Below are 19379 nucleotides of genomic sequence, written 5' to 3'. Positions count from 1 at the left end.
ACCTGTGCGCGGGAGGAGACCTATGTCGATCAAACGCCACTGGCCTAATAACGAAGGGAGTTCGTAATGAGCAAGATTACTGGAACGGAGAGTTCGGAAAACCTGCAAGGAACCGCAGCAGCAGATGAAATAACGGGACTTGGTGGTAATGACTCCCTTTACGGTAACGATGGCGCTGATCTTTTAGACGGTGGTGAGGGCAACGACTACCTGCAGGGCGGTAACGGTGATGACGTGCTGCTCGGTGGTGCCGGTGACGACAGCCTCTACGGCCAGAACGGTGACGACGTCATCGACGGCGGTGCCGGTAACGACTACCTGCGCGGTGACGGCGGTAACGACAGCTATCGCTTCGGTCGTGGCGCGGGCCAGGACCGCATCTACGACTACGACTGGACCGCGGGTAACAGCGACCGCATCGTCCTCGACGCCGATGTAGCTCCGGGCGATGTCAGCCTGTTGCGTGAGAACAGTGACCTGATCCTGAGCATCAACGGCACCACCGACACCCTGCGGATGCAGAACTGGTTCAGTGGCACCAGCTACCGGATCGAGGAAGTGGTTTTTGCTGATGGCACCGTCTGGGATGCAACGCTGCTGAACGATACCGCGTCAGTCCCGGTAGGTACTGAAGGGAACGACAACCTGTACGGTGACAGCGGCGACAACACGATGCAGGGCCTGGGTGGCAACGACAGCCTGTATGGATTTGATGGCAACGACACCCTGGAAGGTGGCGCTGGCAATGACAACCTGCGCGGTGACGAGGGTAACGACAGCCTCGACGGTGGTGAGGGCAACGACTACCTGCAGGGCGGTAACGGTGATGACGTGCTGCTCGGTGGTGCCGGTGACGACAGCCTCTACGGCCAGAACGGTGACGACGTCATCGACGGCGGTGCCGGTAACGACTACCTGCGCGGTGACGGCGGTAACGACAGCTATCGCTTCGGTCGTGGCGCGGGCCAGGACCGCATCTACGACTACGACTGGACCGCGGGTAACAGCGACCGCATCGTCCTCGACGCCGATGTAGCTCCGGGCGATGTCAGCCTGTTGCGTGAGAACAGTGACCTGATCCTGAGCATCAACGGCACCACCGACACCCTGCGGATGCAGAACTGGTTCAGTGGCACCAACTACCGGATCGAGGAACTGAGCTTCGGCGATGGATTAACGATCAAGCTTTCCGATATTCACCTGGGTACCGCCGGCGATGACCAGCTGACAGGGTCTGACGCTGACAGCGTGTTATTTGGTAATGCCGGCAACGACCTAATCACAGGCAATGCCGGCAACGACTTCATTAGCGGTGGTGAAGGCAGCGATGAAATGGTCGGTGGCAGCGGCGATGACACCTATGTGGTAGACAATGCCTCTGACCAGGTAATTGAGTTACCGAATGAAGGTAACGATACGGTTTACAGCAGTATCAGTTACACCCTGACCGACAATGTTGAAAACCTGGTACTGACAGGGGCGAACGTGCTCGACGGTACCGGCAATCAACTAAGTAACAAGCTCACCGGTAACAGTGCGGCCAACGTGCTGCGCGGCGCTGCTGGGGACGATGTTATTGACGGTGGCGCCGGCGATGACACCCTGGAGGGCGGCCTGGGTAACGATACGTACCTGTTTGGTCCGGGCTCGGGTCAAGACACAGTGATCGAGTCCGATGTTTCGGCGGGCAATATCGATATTGTTCGAGTTGCCGAAGGGCTCGAGGCGTCTGATCTGCTGATTTATCGAGTCGGTGACGACCTGACCCTGAATATCAAGGGCACCGATGACACCATGACCATCTCCGGCTGGTTTACGGACAGCGCCCATCAGATTGAGCGGATCGAATTCGCTAACGGTGACTTTATCGATGCGGCCGAAATGGCCACTGCTAAAGCCGCCATCATCGGTACCGCTAACGGTGATGTTCTTTACGGCACCAGCGGTGACGACATTATCCGCGGTCTTTCAGGGAATGATTCCATCTATGGCCAGAATGGCGCGGATCTTTTAGACGGTGGCGACGGCAACGATAACCTGCAGGGTGGCAACGGCGACGACGTGCTGCTCGGCGGTGCCGGTGACGACAGCCTCTACGGTCAGAACGGTGCCGACATCATCGACGGCGGGGCCGGCAACGACTACCTGCGCGGTGATGGCGGAAACGACATCTACCACTTCGGGCGTGGTGCCGGTCAGGACCGCATCTACGATAACGACTGGGCTGCCGGCAACACCGACCGGATCGTGCTCGACGCCGATGTGGCCCCGGCCGATGTCAGCCTGCTGCGCGATAACAACGACCTGATCCTCAGCATCAACGGCACCACCGACACCCTGCGGATGCAGAACTGGTTCAGTGGCACCAACTACCGGATCGAGGAAGTGAGCTTTGCCGACGGTACGGTCTGGGATGCGGCACTGCTGAACGATACCGCCTCGGTACCGGTGGGCACCGAGAACGGTGACAACCTCTATGGGGACAGCGGCGACAACACCATCCAGGGTCTGGGCGGTAACGACAACCTGTACGGTTTTGCCGGCAACGACACCCTGGAAGGCGGTGCGGGCAACGACTACCTGCGCGGTGATGACGGTAACGACAGCCTCGACGGTGGCGACGGCAACGATAACCTGCAGGGTGGCAACGGCGACGACGTGCTGCTCGGCGGTGCCGGTGACGACAGCCTCTACGGTCAGAACGGTGCCGACATCATCGACGGCGGGGCCGGCAACGACTACCTGCGCGGTGATGGCGGTAACGACATCTACCACTTCGGGCGTGGTGCCGGTCAGGACCGCATCTACGATAACGACTGGGCCGCTGGCAATTCGGATCAAGCCGTGTTCGGAGCGGATATCTCGACCGAACAGCTTTGGTTTAGCCGCGAAGGCAATGATCTTGAGGTCAGTGTGATCGGGTCAGGTGACTCGCTGAGAATCCAGAATTGGTACTCAGGCTCGTCGTACCGCGTTGAGCAGTTCGAAACAGCCGATGGATACACGCTGGTTGAATCGCAAGTAGAGAACCTGGTCTCGGCAATGGCAGCCTTTGAACCGCCAGTCTTGGGCGAAATGAGCCTGAGTCAGGAGCAGTCAGAGGCTCTAACTCCGGTCATCGCGGCAAGCTGGCAAGCGTAACAGCAAGAGTTTTGAATTAACGACGTTCACCTCAACGCCTCCATACCTCAACCGGGTATGGAGGCGTTCTTGTTTATCTACCGCGTGGATTGGTTGGAAGACGAATATAAAACCGACTGCCCTGACCCGGCGCGCTTTCCAGCCAGATCTTGCCGCCGTGGTGTTCGATGATCCCTTTGCAGATCGCCAGCCCCAGACCTGATCCTTTGGGTTTACCCTGCTGCTCGTCCTCGACCTGCTGAAACTTGTCGAACAGGCTCCGGTGGAAGGCCGGTGCAATGCCGGGTCCGTTATCCTCAACGCAGAGAACCAGACCGCCCTGCTCTGGGTTCAGCCTGACCTGAACCTGACCTTCATGCTCGGCGCAGAACTTGGCCGCGTTCGAAAGCAGATTGATGATCACCTGCTGAATCCGGTCACGGTCGAACGCGGCGCTTACCGGCGCTTCCGGCAGTGACAGGCTGAGGCCGATATCGCGTTCCTGGTAGAGCTGGTAGACCGCCTTGGTGGCATCGTTGATCACCTGCTTGAGGTCGTTGTCCTCGATCTTCCATTGAATCTTGCCTGCGTCGATCTTCGCCAGATCAAGCACATTGTTAATTAGCCGGGTGAGCCGCTGCGCTTCATCGACGATGATCTGGAGAAACTCCGCCCGCTGCTCAACGGCCAGGTCCGGTTCGCTCAGCAGAATCTCCGAAAAGGCGCGGATCGAGGTTAACGGTGTCCGCAGTTCGTGGCTGACGGTGCTGACAAAGTCGTCTTTCATTCGGTCCAGCTCTTTCAGCCGGTCGTTGGCGGCTTTGAGCTTGGCGGTTGCGACTTCGTACTGGCGGGTTTTCTGCTCCAGCTGGTGGCTGTACTCGACCACCTGCGAGGTCTCGTCAAGGATATCCATGACGTCGTCGATATTGAGCGTCTGTCCTTTATAGAGGGTGGAGATCATCACCCGTGCACTGGCGGCGCCGATCACACCGGCGATCAGGCGTTCGCCATAGCTGACCAGATGAGTATGGGGCTCGGCGATGCTCTGCTGATCAAAGTCAAAGCCTCGCTCCCGGGCGAAGCGGCGAAAGGCCTGTTCGGCGGCTTCGTTGCCGGTGAAGCGCCCGACCAGTGATTGCAGCGCGGCAACGGTGACCGTACCGCGCCAGACATCGATGCGTCCCCGCCCCGGTTCGGCGTCCATAAAGGCGTCCACGAACGCCTTGGCCTGCACTTTTTCGATCACGCTGGCGCTGGAACGCAGCGAGACCGTCACCAGCAGGAAAATATTGACCGGCAGGCTCCAGAACACCGCGTGGGTGATCGGGTCCAGTTCGGTGAGCCCGAACAGTGCATAGGGCTTGAGGAACTCAATGCCGAACAGCCCTTGTTCAACGAAACTGAGGGGGAGCCAGCCCGATTTGGCAAACGAGGGCAGCATCAGGGTGTACGCCCAGATGGCGAAACCACTACTCAGACCGGCCAGCGCGCCGGCGCGGGTGGCGCCCTTCCAGTAGATGCCGATCAGAATAGCCGGCGCGAACTGGGCAGCGGCAACAAAAGAGACCAGGCCGATGGTGACCAGCGCGTACGATTCGCCGATCAGGCGGAAATAGAGGAACGCCAGCATCAGGATAATCAGAATGGAGCCGCGGCGTATCTGCAGCACCAGTCGGGTCATGTCGCCCGAGTGCAGGGGCTGCTCCTGTAACCGGTTGCGCAGCAGCAGTGGCAGAATCAGCTCGTTAGAGATCATGGTTGCCAGGGCGATGGTGGCGACGATCACCATCCCGGTGGCGGCCGATACCCCGCCGATAAACACCAGCAAGGTCAGCCACTGGGCCCCTTGTGCCATGGGAATGGTAAGTACGTAGGTATCCGGATCCACGCCGCTGTTGCCAAACAGCAGCAGTCCTCCGAGGGCCAGCGGCATCACGAACAGGTTGATCAGCAGCAGGTAGAGCGGGAACAGCCAGCTGGCCTTGCGCAGGTGCTCGTCGTTGACGTTTTCTACCACCGCCACCTGGAACTGGCGCGGCAGGAACAGCACGGCGCACATGGCGATCAGGGTGGTGGAAAACCAGCGCGCATAGCCGCCGGGCAGCGAGTCCATGGTCCATAGTGCGGCCAGCTCAGCTTGTTGCGCAGCGCGGTTGAAGATATCCACCGGCCCCTCGAACACCACGAAGGTAACGAAGACCCCTACCGCCAGAAAGGCCAGCAACTTGACCACCGACTCAAACGCAATGGCGGCCACCATCCCTTCGTGGCGTTCGGTGACGTCAATATGGCGGGTGCCGAACAGGATGGTAAAGGCGGCCAGCAACAGCGCCACGTAGAAGGCGGTATCCTCCCATAGGGGCACTTCGTGGGCACCCGCTGGCAGCATCAGCTGCGGATACTGCTGCACGATCAGAACGCTGTTGGAGATCGCCTTCAGTTGCAGTGAGATATAGGGCAGGATGCCGATCACCGCGATGATGGTAACCAGCCCGGTAAGGCGGGCGCTTTTGCCGTAGCGTGAGCCAATAAAGTCGGCGATGGAGGTGATCCGCTGCTTGCGTGAAATACGGATGATCTTGCGCAGCACGAACCACCACAAGGCGGCCATCAGCGTTGGACCCAGATAGATGGGCAGAAACCCCACCCCGTTCTGGGCGGCATAGCCGACACTGCCAAAGAATGTCCAGGCGGTGCAGTAGACCGCGATGGAGAGGCTGTAGATGTAGGGGTTGCTGATGATACTGCGCTGCTGTTCCGCCCGGCGGTCGCCGAAAAACGCAATGGCGAACAACAGCCCCAGGTAGGCGACGATGGTCAGTCCGATCAGACCGGCATTAAGCACGCGGGTCGTCCTCGGTTTCATCGTCAGTGTCACCGGTTGGCTGCGGTGAGTCGACGATCAAGCGCACCACCACAATGAAGCCTAGCCAGAGACCGAACAGGTACAGCACCAGTGGCGGCAATCCGAACACCATATGGTGCGAGGAAAACAGCGACAGCCAGGGGTAGTTGAGCAGCAGCAACGTGGTGGCGGCAGCAAAAAATACCAGTTGGGTGCGGCCGGATCGCATCGTTACCGGTCCCCTCGGTCAACGGTAGGCATCGATCGCCTCTCGCAGGGTAACAATGCCACGCGCTTCCAGCAGCTCGATCTGGGCCAGTAGCAGTTTGGCGGTGGCCAGGCTGTCGCCGAGAGCCGAGTGGCGACCATGAATTTCGATCCCCATGCGGGCGGTGATGGCGTCAAGGGACTGCTCCACCTCCGAGCCGTGGAGGCAGACTGACAGCATCAGGGTATCGAGGATCGGGTTGGTGAAGTAGGCGCCGGACTGGGCTTCGCGGCGGCGAATAAAGGCCATATCGAACCAGGCGTTGTGGGCCACCAACACGCTGTCCTTGGCGAACGACTTGAACCGTGGCAGCACCTCGACAATGGAGGGCGCGTGGGTGACGTCGGCGTCGGTGATGCCGTGGTAGCGGATCGATTCGGCGGGAATGCTGCGGCCCGGATTGACCAGCTGGTTGAACTGTTCGTCCGGCAGAATACGCTGGTTGACGATACGGACCGCAGCAATGGACACCACTTCGTCACCCTGCCCCGGTTCAAGGCCGGTGGTTTCGCAATCGAACACTACATAATCCAGGTTTCGCAGCGGGGTATTGAGCAGCGAGTCGTGCTGTGGTCGCGGTTCGAACAGGTCGAAGTCATAGATCATCGGCCGGGTGGGCAGCTCCGGCGCGGCGGGTTGCGCATCCTTGGGAGCCGGCAGTGGCAGCCGCAGCAGCGCCATGCCGTCGATCCGCTCGTGGGGCTGACTCCAGAGTTCGGCGCCCAATTGGCGCGCCAGCTCTCCGGCTTCCGGGTGGCCGACTACATCGCGCAGAACCTCATGCTGGCAGCTTTCCAGTTCACTGTTGCTCAGGGGCTGCCCCTGCCACACCAGGTCGAGATAGACGGTGTGATCACCTCGCTGTGCTTCCATATCGAAACGGCTAACCTGGCGCAGGCGTGCCACGCTGGTGGCAAGATGCTCGAACAGCGCGACCACCGCGTGGCTGTCTGTGCACAGCCACTCCGGCACACCGGTCATGGTCAGTTGCAGTTGTTGCTGCTGCTCCAGGTGACGGCGTAACAGGTGGATCAGGTCGGAGGAATAGATATTGGCCAACTGCCACTCCTGCCCCACCAGCGCGCTCTCGCTGGCAGCCAGGGTGTTGACCTGATCGCTGAGGCGGCAACTCTCCTGATTGATAACATCGATGAACCCGAGCCGCTCGGCGGCGGACATGTCATCGTAGTCGCGCAGGTTTTCGCCGGCAGCGCGCAGGTTAGCCAACGGGCCGCGCAGACCCTGAACCGTGCTGGTGAACAGGCGGTCGCGCTGCTGCAGATCTTTCTGGCGGCTGGTGACGTCGTCGAACGCCACCAGAAACCCCCCCTGACAGGCCGTGCTGGTAAATTCGTCGTCGCGCAGCAGGCCAACGCGGCAACTGAGTAAGCGGTCGGTTTCACGCACCGCGCAGATCAGGCGCCCGGAGGCGTCCGCCTGCTGGCTCAAGCGGTCAAGGGTATGCTGCAACGGCGTTTGCGGCAGCAGGTCGTAAAGCGAGCGTCCAAGCCCCAGTGCGGGATGATGATGCAAGATGCGGTGTGCCGCCGGGTTGTACAGCAGAACGCGAGCGCTTGCATCACAGACCAGTACCCCCTCGTCGAGTCCCTGAATCACCCGCTCCAGATAGCCTTTTTGCAACTGTACCCGCTCGGCTCCGCTGCGCATGGCACTGGCAACTTCACTGCGCGCGCGCAGGAGCTGGTCACCAATCTGGCGCAGGTTGCCGGGGAGATCACCCAGCAAGTGGCCGTCCGCCAGTTCCAGTTCATGGGCCGCATGGGTGTTGAGCATGATCTCACTGCCTCGTTCCAGCGCTGCCAGCGGCTTGAGCAGCCGCTGCCGGACCCGATGCCAGAGCAGAATCTGCAGCAGGGCGATACCACTCAGCAGCGCCGACAACAGCCGCAGTGAGCGTGAGGTTTCGCCATCGGCGCTCCAGTGCAGCAAGACGGCGATCAGCAGCAGCAATAGCGGTAACAGTATTAACCAGCGTGCCTGACGTAGCAGTTTCATCGGCTGTTACTCCAAGGTCGCCATCAGCGCCGCGACCTTGTCGATCAGCTCCTGATTGGAGAAGGGCTTGGTGATGTAGTCGTCTGCACCCAGCGCCAACCCTTTCTCTTTTTCCACCTCCCGCCCTTTGGCGGTCAGCAGAATGATGCGGGTCGAGTGCCAGGCGGGGTTATTGCGGATCTGTTCGCAGACATCGTAGCCGTTGAGGCGTGGCATGTTGATATCCAGCAGCACCAGATCGGGCGGTACCGCAGCCACCCGCTGCAGTGCCATTTCGCCGTCGCTGGCGGTGTCGACCTCATAACCGGCTCGCTTCATCAGAAATTGCAGCGACAGCAGAATATTGGGCTCGTCGTCTACCAACAGAATCCGTTTGGCCATGGACAGTGCTCTCCTGGCTGGGCGGTGATCCGCGCAGCTGCGGTAATCCCTTACAGGATAGGAGAGAGTGGCGCGCTTTACCCGCTGTTGCCGGCGGATCTTTTGCCCGGTTGAGGTGTTGTTTCTCTACCGCCGTTTTACCGGTTCGCTTGCCGCTCCAGGGAGATCTCGCCATGGCACACCGCCGACCCTACACCGTCGCCTTCTTTCCCGGTGCCTTTCGTCCGCCTCACGGAGCCCATGATGACGCGGTGGGCTACCTTTGCTCACGCGGCGATATCGATGAGGTGGTTGTGGTCGTCAGTGGTCGCTACCGGCAGCTGGCGGGCAGTGGTGACAGCTTGGGGCCTGAACTGGCACAGAAGGTATGGGCGCTGTATCTGGCCGACCAACCCAAGGCCAGTGTCGTTGTGGCGGCCGCCAGTGCGGTGGAGCATGCGGTGCGGCTGGGCCAGCAGCGGGATGCCGATCAGCGCCTGCTGTTTGCCGTCGGCGCGGAAGACGTAGCGGCCGGCGATCGGCGTATCGAGGGTCTGCGGGCGCGTTTTGATAGCGGGGTTGAGGTGGCGCCGCTGATCCTGCCGGTTAGTCCTCATCCGGTGCGGGCAACGGCGCTGCGCAACGCACTGGTCAAGGGTGACCGGGAGGCGTTTATTGCCGGCCTGCCGGAGCGTTTGAGTGCTGCGGATCGCGCGGCAGTCTGGCGTTGGAGTCGTGCTGGCCGTCGCGATCAGGTGACGCTGTTGGCGCATCGGCTGCCACCACTGCTGGCTGACTGCGGAGTCGTGACAACGGCGTTGGCTCCGGTCTGGCACCATCCCTTTGACCCGGTTTTCAGAGCCACATCAGCCGACGGCAGTGAGCTGGTGGTCAAGTACGCCGGTGATACGGTACGGGATGTTCGGGTGTCGGACGCAGGGCCCAAGCCGCGCCGGCGGTTGCGGGTCGAGCGTCGGGTGTTGCGCTGGTTGAGTCGCCAGCCGCATCTGGCTCTCCGTGTGCCTCGTGTGCTGGAGTATGAGGGCCGGCGCAAGCTGCTGGTGTGCGAATGGCTGGCGGCTGCGCCAACGCTGGAATCCGCGCTGATCGGCGGCCAGTTTGATGTGCGAACAGCCAGGGTACTGGGGGCGTTCCTGGCCCGCTGCCATTGGTCACCGGCGCCGCCGGCAACACTCTGGGGTGCACCTGAGCAGGAACGCGAGCACTGGTCTGCGATGCTGGAACGTAATGTGGCACCACTGCTGGCACTGCCGCAATCCAGCGCCGTGAGGCAAGGGTTGGAGGACCTCCGTCGGCTGGGCAGCCGGCACGGCCAAGCGGGTCTGTTTCACCTTAATCTCTGGGTTCGCCACCTGCGCTTGCAACCGGCCGGCTGCGGCGTGGTTGACTGGGAGCTAGCCGGCAACTGGGCCGACCCCGCCTTTGATCTTGGGGTGCTGCTTGGTCAGATCCGCTTCTGGGGGCTGATCGGTGGTCGTGAGGACGCGGCCGCAGCCTGGGCTGACGCGTTGATACACAGCTACACCGGAGTGGTTCAGGCGCGCTGTGAAGCGATTATTCAACGGCTGTGGTGCTATGCGGGACTGGCGCTGTTGATCTGCGCGCAGCGGCATCCGGCTGATGCCGGCAAGGTTGGGGGGGCGCTACTGCAACAACAGGCGCAGGCCCTGCTCTGTTCGGCGCCGCAGTCAACGGTGCCTGCATCCGCCGCCATCTGCCTGCCCGGCCCGGGCGGCAGTCCTTGTTTGACCTGAGTTAAGCCACCGGGGGTTCGCTGTGGCGGTGGCCGCGGTGAAAGTGCTATACCCTCCTTGAGACAACAAGGAAGGGCGTAATGGAACAGAGTTTGGTGCAGCTGTTGTGGCTGGGGTCGGCGTTGGCGATCGGCTTGCTGGTGGGGGTCGAACGGGGTTGGCGCAATCGCACCCTCGCGGATGGTCGCCGGGTCGCTGGGTTACGCACCTTCGGCCTGACCGGTCTGCTCGGCGGTATCAGCGGATTGTTGGCCAACCAGCTGGGCGGAGTATTGTTAGGGCTGTTGTTTTTGGGGGTTGCCGCGCTGGCGACGGCCACCTATCTCAGTCATCAGCGCAACAGCAGTGATGTCAGCGCCACCAGTCTGGTGGCGATGCTGGTGACCTTTCTATTGGGCGCCCTGGCGGGAATGGGTCAGGTCGAGGTCGCGGCCGCTTGTGGGGTCGTTACCACCCTGCTGTTGCGCTCAAAGCGCTATCTGCATCGACTGCTGGAACAGCTGTCACAGCGTGAACTCAACGCGGCGCTGCAACTTCTGGTTATCTCGCTGGTACTGTTGCCGGTGCTGCCCAATCAGGGCTACGGGCCCTGGCAAGCCCTCAACCCCTATGAAATCTGGTGGATGGTGGTGCTGATCGCGGCGATCTCCTTTGTCGGCTACTTTCTTATCCGGATCGTCGGTGCCCAGCGCGGCATCCTGCTCACCGGCGTTGCCGGCGGCTTGTTGTCATCCACCGCCCTGACCCTGCAACTGGCGAGACTGTCAAAGCAGCAACCGGATCTGACCCGGCATGCGGCAGTGGGCATCCTGATCGCGTGTGCGGTCATGTTTCCGCGGGTGCTGCTGGTGGCCGGGCTGATCAATCTGCAGTTGGTTCAACCCCTGCTGTGGCCGCTGGTTGCGATGCTGCTGGTGCTGTTGGGCTGGGCGGCGCTCATTATGCTGCGTGGCGATCCCGCCTCCGTGGTTGACGACATGCCGCAGAAAAACCCACTGGAGCTGGGCTCGGCACTGCTGTTCGGGCTGCTGCTGGGAGTCGTGGCGCTGCTGGGTCGAGCCGCGGTGGAGTGGATGGGCGAGTCGGGGGTGCTGCTACTGGCGGTAGCTTCCGGCATCGCCGACGTGGACGCCATCAACCTAACGCTGGCGCGCATGGCCGGTGAGGATATCGTTATGGCGACAGCGGTGTTAGGTATCACCCTGGCCAGTGTCTCCAATACCCTGCTCAAAGGTGTGCTGGCACTATCGACCGGTGACGGGGGGCTGGCCCGTTGGGTGTTGCTGCCGCTGGCCACGGCAGCCGCTGTGGGTGTTGGGGTGCAGTGGATGCTGACCTGAGCGGCACCATATTAACGGCTGCTGAAATTTGACTTAAATCAGGTGCGGGTATTTTCTAACATCCGTTGGGAAATGATTTCTGTTACCATATCAAACTTAAAATTTCCCAATGATTCATAATCGTTCGTAGATTATTAACTCAGCCATGTTGTAGGAAGCACTGCGTGAGCGAAAAGCTGGTTACATCGGAAAGAGGCTACAAAATTGCCCGTTTCCTGCATTGGTTTACCGCAGCCATATTCATCGTAATGTTGATCGCCACTTACTTTGCTGCGCAGTGGGCCAGCAACAGCAGCGAGCGCGCGCTGGTGTACTACTGGCACATGTCCTTCGGGGTGCTGTTTCTCTACCTGCTTACTTTCCGCTATTTCGGCGCCTTTGTTCTGCCCACCACGCGAACCCATTTTGACAGCCGTGTCCAGGCGATCATGGCGCGTACCAATCACTGGTTTCTGTACACCCTGATGATCATTGTGCCCACCTCGGGGCTGTTCTTTACCCTGGCGGATGGCGATCCGGTCCCCTTCTTCAAGCTGTTCACTCTCGAACCTGGCGAATGGTTGATTCACGAAGACGCGGGCTATTACCTTGGCGAGCTGCACATCTGGCTAAAATGGCCCTGCCTGGTGCTGCTGGTACTTCACAGTTTGGGGGCAATGACCCATTGGCTGATGGGTGTACTGAAGGCGAAACGGCATTCAGGGATCGGATCCCACGCCGATAGTTAAAGGTCGCAGCGGACCGCAGGTCCAAACTTCTGGAGCGAAGATGAAAGCATTATCGATCCAAACCAAGATTATCTGCTCACTGGTTGCGGTGGCCTTGGTGGTGGTATTGGCATCGCTGGCATACACCTATCACAGTGAACGCAAGCTGGCGTTCGATATGATCCTCGATCGGACCCAGAGCACGGCGGAGTTCTATCTCGACAACCTCAACATGTGGATGGTGCTGGACGAGATGGCTGATCGCGAGATTTTGCAGGACAAGATGCTGGCCCAGCCCGGCATTCTGGAAGCGCGGATACTGCGTGCCCCGATTCTTGACGAGGAGTGGGGTGAAGGTTTCGAAGACCAGTACCCCCAGGACCAATACGATGAACGCGGGCTTGCCGGTGAAGAGATCACCTTGGTACAAGACACACCGGAAGGTCGCACTCTGACCCGTATCCTGCCGATTCCGGCGCTGGAAGTGTTCCGCGGAACCGAGTGTCTGGGGTGCCATGAAGAGGTGACCGAAGAGGGCACCATTCTGGGCGCTATCCGGGTGACCTACAGTCTGGCCGATTTTGACAACCGCATCCTGGGCAACATTCGCAACTCCACCCTGATGCTGGTCGGCGTATTCAGCGCCGGCGTGCTGCTGCTGGTGTTTTTGCTCAACCGAATGATGACGCGGCCGCTACGTAAACTGAGCGCTACCATTGCAGATATTGAGAACAACTCGGACCTGAGTCGTCGCGTCGAGCTTAAAAGCGAAGACGAAGTCGGCACTGTAGCTCGTGCCTGCAACAGCATGCTGGACAAGTTTCAGGGCAGCTTGGTGGAAGTGCGCGCCATGGTTGATGAGGTCAACGCCGACGCCGACCGTATCACGGTCATGTCCGACGAAACGCGTTTGGCGGTCGACCAGCAGAACAGTGGTACCCAGGTGGTCGCCAGCGCGATGGAGCAAATGCACGCCTCTTCCAATGAGGTGATGCAGAGTGCCAACACCACGCGGGAGGCCTCAGAGGAAGCCGACGCGCTGGCGCACAAGAGCGTGCAGGTGATGGAAACTGCCATCGATACCATCAACAACCTGGCCGGTGAAATTGAACGCATCGCCGGGGTGATTATGCGGGTGGGTGACCAGAGCGAAAAGGTTGGCAGCGTGCTTGATGTGATCAATGGTGTTGCCGAGCAGACCAACCTGTTGGCCTTGAACGCGGCGATTGAAGCGGCGCGGGCCGGGGAGATGGGGCGCGGTTTTGCGGTTGTGGCCGACGAAGTGCGCAGTCTGGCCAACAAGACCCATGACTCCACCCGCGAGATCAAGGCGATGATCGACGCATTGCAGGGCGAGAGTCACGAAGCGATCAAGATGGTCGATCCCTCCAAGGCGATGGCCCAGGAAGGCGTCGACGAGGCGCAGCATGCGGTACAGGCACTGCGCGATATCGTTGACAAGATCGCCTCGATTCGACGGATGAACGACGCGGTTGCCAGCGCGGCGGATGAGCAGGCCAGCGTAGCGGAAGAGATCAACCGCAATGTGGTAGAGATCAGCGAAATATCCGAAGGTACGTCGGCGCGTGCGACCGAGGTGCTGGATGTCAGCCGCCAGCTGGCGCAGCGCGCGGCTCAGCTCGAAGCGCTGATCAAACAATTTAAACTGGAACGCTAATCGGCGTTTTGACTTCAGGATCGAGGAGGCCAGCGTGCTTTTTCAGCAACAGCGTAAATCAGTAGTTCAGGGAATTGTCCTCTCCGGTAGTGCGATCTTGACCGCTCTGGCCATGCCGGCGCAGGCCGTGGACTGGGGCAGCGTGCCGGCGACCGAAGTGGGGTTGTTCTTTCCCGGTCAGACCTCATTGGAGTGGATCTACGGCAAGCGTGATCACGACGGAGCAGCGCGTTACCAAAAGCGTAAGAAGACCTGTCAGGGCTGCCACGACGGTGACCAGCCGGAGTACGGCAAAAATATCGTAACCGGTGGCGATACCGAAGCGGATCCGCTGGGCGGTCGTCGCGGCTACGTGCCGATGCAGGTCCAATTGGCCCAGGAGGGCGGCAATCTGTTGGCGCGCTTGTCCTGGCCCAAGACCGGCCCGGCCGCATCCAAGCAGGATGGCGACTTTGATACCAAGGTCACGCTGATGCTCGACGACCAGAGCGTGGAGGAGTTCACCGCCGGTGGCTGTTGGGCGGTGTGTCACATCGACAGCAAGCGGATGCCGGAAGCGGAAGGCGACGGCAAGACCAAGTACCTGGCCGAGTCCCGCAGCAAGATGTCGAAGAAGAAGGGGGGGGGCGATAACCTCCTGAGTGATGCCGAACTGCAGGCGCTGCTCGGCAAGGGCGTGTTCCTGGAGTTCTGGCAGGCGCAGTTGAATCCGGGTCAACCGGCCAAAGCGGTTGATGGTTACATTCTCAGCGAACGCACCAACAATCCGGCACCGACGGTTAGCGCCACCGCCACCGAAACCGGCGACAGCTGGGTGGTTGAGTTCAGTCGCCCGCTGGCGGCTGGCGCCAACCAGAAAGCGCTGACGGCGGGCAAGAACTACACCCTCGGCTTTGCGTTGCATGACCAGAACACCGAAGGGCGCTATCACCTCACGTCGCTGCAGTACAACCTGAGTCTGGATGGCGGGGCTGCGACATTAAGCATTGTGGGTGAATAAATAATTTTCAGGTGATAAATAAATTAAGCCCTGTAAAATAGATGGCTAAATAACCGGCAGCAAGACCGGTAATCGAGCAAAAAAAACCAAGAAAAAAGGGCGCGACAAAAGACGCCCGGCACCGACTTGAAGGAGTTAAGGATGTACTTCCGTGGCCTACTGAAGGGGGCGGCCTTGGCGGTTAGTCTGATAGCGTTACCGGCGCTGGCGGATCAATCGACCACCATGGTCCAGCAAGAATTTACCGATCGCGGCCTCGATGGCTGTCTCAAGTGTCACAGTGAAGAGGGCGACGCACCCGTAGTATCGGTGCTGCATACCGCTCACTTTGTCACTGGTGACCCCAACACACCAGCGGAGCAGAAAGCCTGTGAGTCCTGCCATGGACCCAGCAGCGAGCACGCCGCCAAGTATGACGACGACAGTCAGCGCCCAGCGCCCAGCGTCAACTACGGCCCCAACATGCCGAAATCCTCTCCCGAGTCGCGCAACCAAGCCTGCCTGAGCTGTCACGAGCAGGGCATCGTGATGAACTGGGCCGGTAGCGCTCACGACGTTGACGACGTGGTCTGCTCCGATTGCCACAGCTCGCACACTAACCGTGATCCGGCGTTGGCCAAGAAAGATGAAGCGGACGTGTGCTACAGCTGTCACAAGAACACCCGCATCGAGGCCAACAAGCCGCACCGCCATCCGATCCGTGAAGGCAAGGTGACCTGTTCCGACTGTCACAACCCCCACGGCAGCCCGACCGAGCTGTCGCTGAAGAAAGCGACCCTCAACGATACCTGCTACGAGTGTCACGCCGAGAAGCGCGGTCCGTTCCTGTGGGAGCACCAGCCGGTTCAGGAAAACTGCGTGGAATGTCACTATGCCCATGGGGGTAATAACGAACGGCTGCTGAAAGTGGCTCGCCCCTTCCTGTGCCAACAGTGCCATACCGAGAACAGCCACCAAGGAACATTCCGTGATGGAGGTGATCTTGGCAGTACGGGAACCAGCTCGATTATTGCCGGCAAGGCCTGTTCTCAGTGTCACTCCCAAGTGCATGGTAGTAACCATGCGCGTGGGTCGAAGCTGTTGCGCTAAGGGAGGATTGGACGATGAAATCAAGCAAGCCAGTAGAAACTGCTACTCCCCATCGCAAGCGTTGGGCAGGCTCCCCGTCAATGTTGGTTGCCTCACTACTGCTATCTGCTCCGGGTACCATCTGGGCCGCGCCGTTTGATGATGCGGATGAGGACCCCTACGAGTTCACTCCCTTGGTCACTCAACGAGTAAACCAGTTCACCAGTGAAGTTGAACTGGGGATGCGTTACATCACTGATGATGCGTTCAAGTTCGGTGAGTACAACAGCCAGAATCACCAAGGTTGGCAGGTTGATGGCAATTTCGATATCGAGCAGCGCGACTTTGAAGATGGTACTGCCAAGTATCTGCGCGCCGAAGGAAACTCAATCGGCACCAAATCTCGCGATGTGACCTTGGAGGGCGGGCAGCAGGGAGATCATAAGTTTCGTCTTTACTTTGACGGGATTGAAAAGCAGACCCATGGCCAGTTCCTGCAACCCTACGATAACTCCAACCCCTATGAGCAGGTTTCGACCGGGGTAACGCCGCCGTTTTCCACGGAAGAGGTAAAGGTCAATCGCGAAAAGATTGGGTTACTGTTCTCAAAGAAAACCCCCAGTCGCTGGACCTTCACCGCAGAAGCGAATCAGGAGGAGAAAGAGGGTACCCGGGACTATGCCAACTTCCGCACGCTCTATCTCTATCCAATCGAATACACCACCAGCACGGTCAATCTAGCGGCCGATTACGCCGCCAAGGATTACCAGCTGCAGCTCGGCTACGAATTTTCTAAGTTTGAGAATGCCAGCGCCGATGTGAAACTTAACGGCTCTTCGCTGATTGCGCAGGAACCGGAAAACCGTTTCCAGCAGGTGCACGTGAATGGTAACTACCGTCTCACGGATCGTACCCGTGCGACCGGCTTCGTTGCTTATAGCGTGGGTGATCAGGACGAAACCATTCTCACCGATGCCAGCAATACCAGCACCGATGCCAAGGTCAAGAGCGTTATTGCGCGTGTAGGGGTGAGCTCGCGGGTTACCAATAAACTGACGTTGAATGCCAAGTACAGCTATCAGGACAAGGACAACCAGACTCCGGAATACGTCAATACCTCTAGCCGAACCAGTCAGGCCTTTGATACCACGTGGAAAACACTGGCCGTGAACGGTTACTACCGCTTGCCCAAGGGGTCGAAGATAGGGTTGGGATACGAGCGTGAGGATATTGATCGACCGGATCAGAATCGCGAAGAGACCAACGAAGATACCATCTGGGCAAGCTACAAACTGCCAATGATGGACCGCCTGTCGGGCTCTATCAAATTGAGCCGCTCGGAGCGAGACGGCTCTGCCTACGATCCCGACGGTATTAGCCTTGCTGTGGGCGTTGGCGGCGGCGGCACACGAATTTCTGCAGCCGGCACGCAAAACTATCATGATGCTGATCGTGACCGCACCAAAGCCCAGGTCAACCTGCAGTACCAGCTTGGTACAACCGGGCACATCGGGGTGATGCTGCAGAAATGGAACGACGAGTTCCCAGAGGCTGTGTACGGTCTGCAGGAAGTTGACGGTGAGATGTTCACCATTGATTTCGGGGCAAGTCCGATGCGTACGCTGAGCTACTCGCTTTACGCCGGGGTGCAGAATTTCAACTACGACCAGAAAGGTGGGGCCGGTGCATCGTTCCCCACAGGCTCCGTCGTGGCTGCTAGCGAATGGACTACCGACACTCAGAGTGATGCGTTTCTCGCCGGTATCAACGTTAACTGGGAGGTGATTCCCAACACACTGGCTTTGAAGTTCGGCTACCGTTATACCGACACCGAAGATATCTACGAGCAGACTAATGGTGGGGTCGCCTCTACCGGTACCGATGCGTTGCCAGATACGGATACCACTATCCATACCGTCGAGCTGCAGGGAGAGTACTTCTACAGTAAGCAGACTACGCTGATCGCCCGTGCGGTCTATGAAGATTACGAGAATAATAACTGGTCATACGGTGATACTGCGACGCCTGCTGTTAACAACGCCGAGATCGAAAATCCGTATCATAATGCCGGATTGATTGAATTCGGGATTCGCTACCAGTTCTGATTGCTCCTGCGTTAGAGAAAAAGGCTCCCTCGGGAGCCTTTTTGGTATCTGGGTCGGCCTTCGCCCAATCTCCACTGGATTTTGCATTGATGTGCGGCGGTTTTAATTTACGCGCCAGGTGATATTTTTAACACTCGGCCGCTGTGCCATACTCCCCCGCCTTGCATCCGGGAGTGCCCCCATGAGCCGTTCACCCTACCTGCCAACCTTTTGCCTGATTACGGCCATGCTGCTGTGGGCCAGCTCCTTCGTGGCGCTGAAGCTGGCATTCCAGGTCTACGATCCGATGGTGGTGATCTTTGGCCGGATGGCGGTGGCCAGTCTCTGCTTTCTGCTGGTGTTTCGCTGGATCTGGCGTTTCGAGTACCGCCGCGGCGATTACAAGTATCTGCTGCTGATGGCGGTGGCCGAACCCTGCCTCTATTTCCTGTTCGAAACCGCGGCGCTGCAGAACACCACCGCGGGGCAGGCGGGTATGATCACCGCACTCGCGCCCCTGATGGTGGCGGTGGGGGCGTATCTGTGGTTTGGCGAACGGGTGACGCGCACTACCTTGCTGGGGTTCGCGTTGGCGATAGTGGGCGCCTGCTGGCTGAGCCTGGCTGGCGACAGCGACCACTCCGCGCCTAACCCGCTGCTGGGCAACTTTCTCGAGTTTCTGGCGATGGTGTGCGCCACGGTTTATACCCTCAGCCTCAAGCATCTGGCTGATCGCTACTCCACCTGGCTGCTGACTGCGGTGCAGGCCTGGCTGGGGGGGCTGTTTTTCTTCCCTTTTCTGCTGCTGCCGCAGACTGAGCTGCCGACCACGGTGGATGCTCAGGGGCTGGGGGCCATTCTGTACCTCGGCACCTTGATCAATATCGGCGCTTACGGGCTATACAACTTTGCCCTGTCGCGGGTTCCGGCGGGGCAGGCCTCCGGCTTTATCAACTTGATTCCGGTGTTCACCCTGGCGCTGGCCTATCTGGTGCTGGGCGAAACCCTGAACTCCGCCCAGATACTGGCCTCGGTGCTGGTATTTACCGGCGTCTATATCAGCCAGTCGCGGCGGCGGTTGCCGCCGGTGGCGGGCAATGCCGGTGCCTGATGGC

General features: G+C 59.6%; 13 protein-coding genes. 9 read left to right on the top strand and 4 right to left on the bottom strand.

The annotated features are described in order from the left end of the window. Positions 1 to 66: 66 nt before the first annotated feature. Complete coding sequence (locus JJQ76_RS15840; RefSeq protein ID WP_210397906.1) at positions 67 to 3141, top strand: calcium-binding protein; 3075 nt, start codon at positions 67 to 69, stop codon at positions 3139 to 3141. Between the two features lie 73 nt (positions 3142 to 3214). On the opposite strand, the gene JJQ76_RS15835 is transcribed toward JJQ76_RS15840, so the two are convergent. The 4 genes from JJQ76_RS15835 to JJQ76_RS15820 are packed head-to-tail and all read right to left on the bottom strand — an operon-like array spanning position 3215 to position 8633. Beyond that, complete coding sequence (locus tag JJQ76_RS15835; protein ID WP_210397905.1) at positions 3215 to 5989, bottom strand: sensor histidine kinase; 2775 nt, start codon at positions 5987 to 5989, stop codon at positions 3215 to 3217. Next, positions 5961 to 6197, bottom strand: coding sequence for a hypothetical protein (locus JJQ76_RS15830; protein ID WP_210397904.1), 237 nt, complete (start codon positions 6195 to 6197; stop codon positions 5961 to 5963). The genes JJQ76_RS15835 and JJQ76_RS15830 overlap by 29 nt, the downstream gene beginning before the upstream one ends. A gap of 18 nt (positions 6198 to 6215) precedes the next feature. Then, positions 6216 to 8252: a 3'-5' exonuclease gene (locus tag JJQ76_RS15825; protein ID WP_210397903.1), complete on the bottom strand. Its 2037-nt coding sequence runs from the start codon at positions 8250 to 8252 to the stop codon at positions 6216 to 6218. Positions 8253 to 8258: 6 nt separating this feature from the next. Then, the gene (locus tag JJQ76_RS15820; RefSeq protein WP_210397902.1) at positions 8259 to 8633 is read right to left on the bottom strand and encodes a response regulator transcription factor; all 375 of its coding nucleotides are present in this window, start codon (positions 8631 to 8633) and stop codon (positions 8259 to 8261) included. Positions 8634 to 8806: 173 nt separating this feature from the next. On the opposite strand from JJQ76_RS15820, the gene JJQ76_RS15815 reads away from it, so the two are divergent. The 8 genes from JJQ76_RS15815 (at position 8807) to JJQ76_RS15780 (ending at position 19375) form a co-directional block, all read left to right on the top strand. Further along, complete coding sequence (locus JJQ76_RS15815; protein ID WP_210397901.1) at positions 8807 to 10387, top strand: aminoglycoside phosphotransferase family protein; 1581 nt, start codon at positions 8807 to 8809, stop codon at positions 10385 to 10387. An 80-nt stretch (positions 10388 to 10467) separates the two neighbouring features. Continuing rightward, positions 10468 to 11727 (top strand): MgtC/SapB family protein, encoded by a 1260-nt coding sequence (locus JJQ76_RS15810; RefSeq protein ID WP_210397900.1) that lies wholly within the window; start codon positions 10468 to 10470, stop codon positions 11725 to 11727. A 164-nt stretch (positions 11728 to 11891) separates the two neighbouring features. Further along, complete coding sequence (locus JJQ76_RS15805) at positions 11892 to 12455, top strand: cytochrome b (RefSeq protein ID WP_210397899.1); 564 nt, start codon at positions 11892 to 11894, stop codon at positions 12453 to 12455. A gap of 40 nt (positions 12456 to 12495) precedes the next feature. Then, positions 12496 to 14112, top strand: a complete 1617-nt coding sequence (locus JJQ76_RS15800) for a methyl-accepting chemotaxis protein (RefSeq protein WP_210397898.1) — start codon at positions 12496 to 12498, stop codon at positions 14110 to 14112. Positions 14113 to 14146: 34 nt separating this feature from the next. Beyond that, complete coding sequence (locus JJQ76_RS15795) at positions 14147 to 15112, top strand: ethylbenzene dehydrogenase-related protein (protein ID WP_210397897.1); 966 nt, start codon at positions 14147 to 14149, stop codon at positions 15110 to 15112. Between the two features lie 141 nt (positions 15113 to 15253). Continuing rightward, a complete protein-coding gene (locus tag JJQ76_RS15790) occupies positions 15254 to 16201 on the top strand; it encodes a DmsE family decaheme c-type cytochrome (protein WP_210397896.1) in 948 nt (315 codons plus the stop codon). A gap of 14 nt (positions 16202 to 16215) precedes the next feature. Then, positions 16216 to 18285 (top strand): MtrB/PioB family decaheme-associated outer membrane protein, encoded by a 2070-nt coding sequence (locus JJQ76_RS15785; protein ID WP_210397895.1) that lies wholly within the window; start codon positions 16216 to 16218, stop codon positions 18283 to 18285. Between the two features lie 181 nt (positions 18286 to 18466). Further along, positions 18467 to 19375, top strand: a complete 909-nt coding sequence (locus JJQ76_RS15780) for a DMT family transporter (protein ID WP_210397894.1) — start codon at positions 18467 to 18469, stop codon at positions 19373 to 19375. Positions 19376 to 19379 lie beyond the last annotated feature (4 nt).

The organism is Motiliproteus sediminis (assembly GCF_017912535.1).
Classification (GTDB): Bacteria; Pseudomonadota; Gammaproteobacteria; order Pseudomonadales; family Balneatricaceae; genus Motiliproteus; species Motiliproteus sediminis.
Note: the sequence above shows the minus strand (reverse complement) of the source record. Positions and strands in the feature narration are given on the sequence as shown.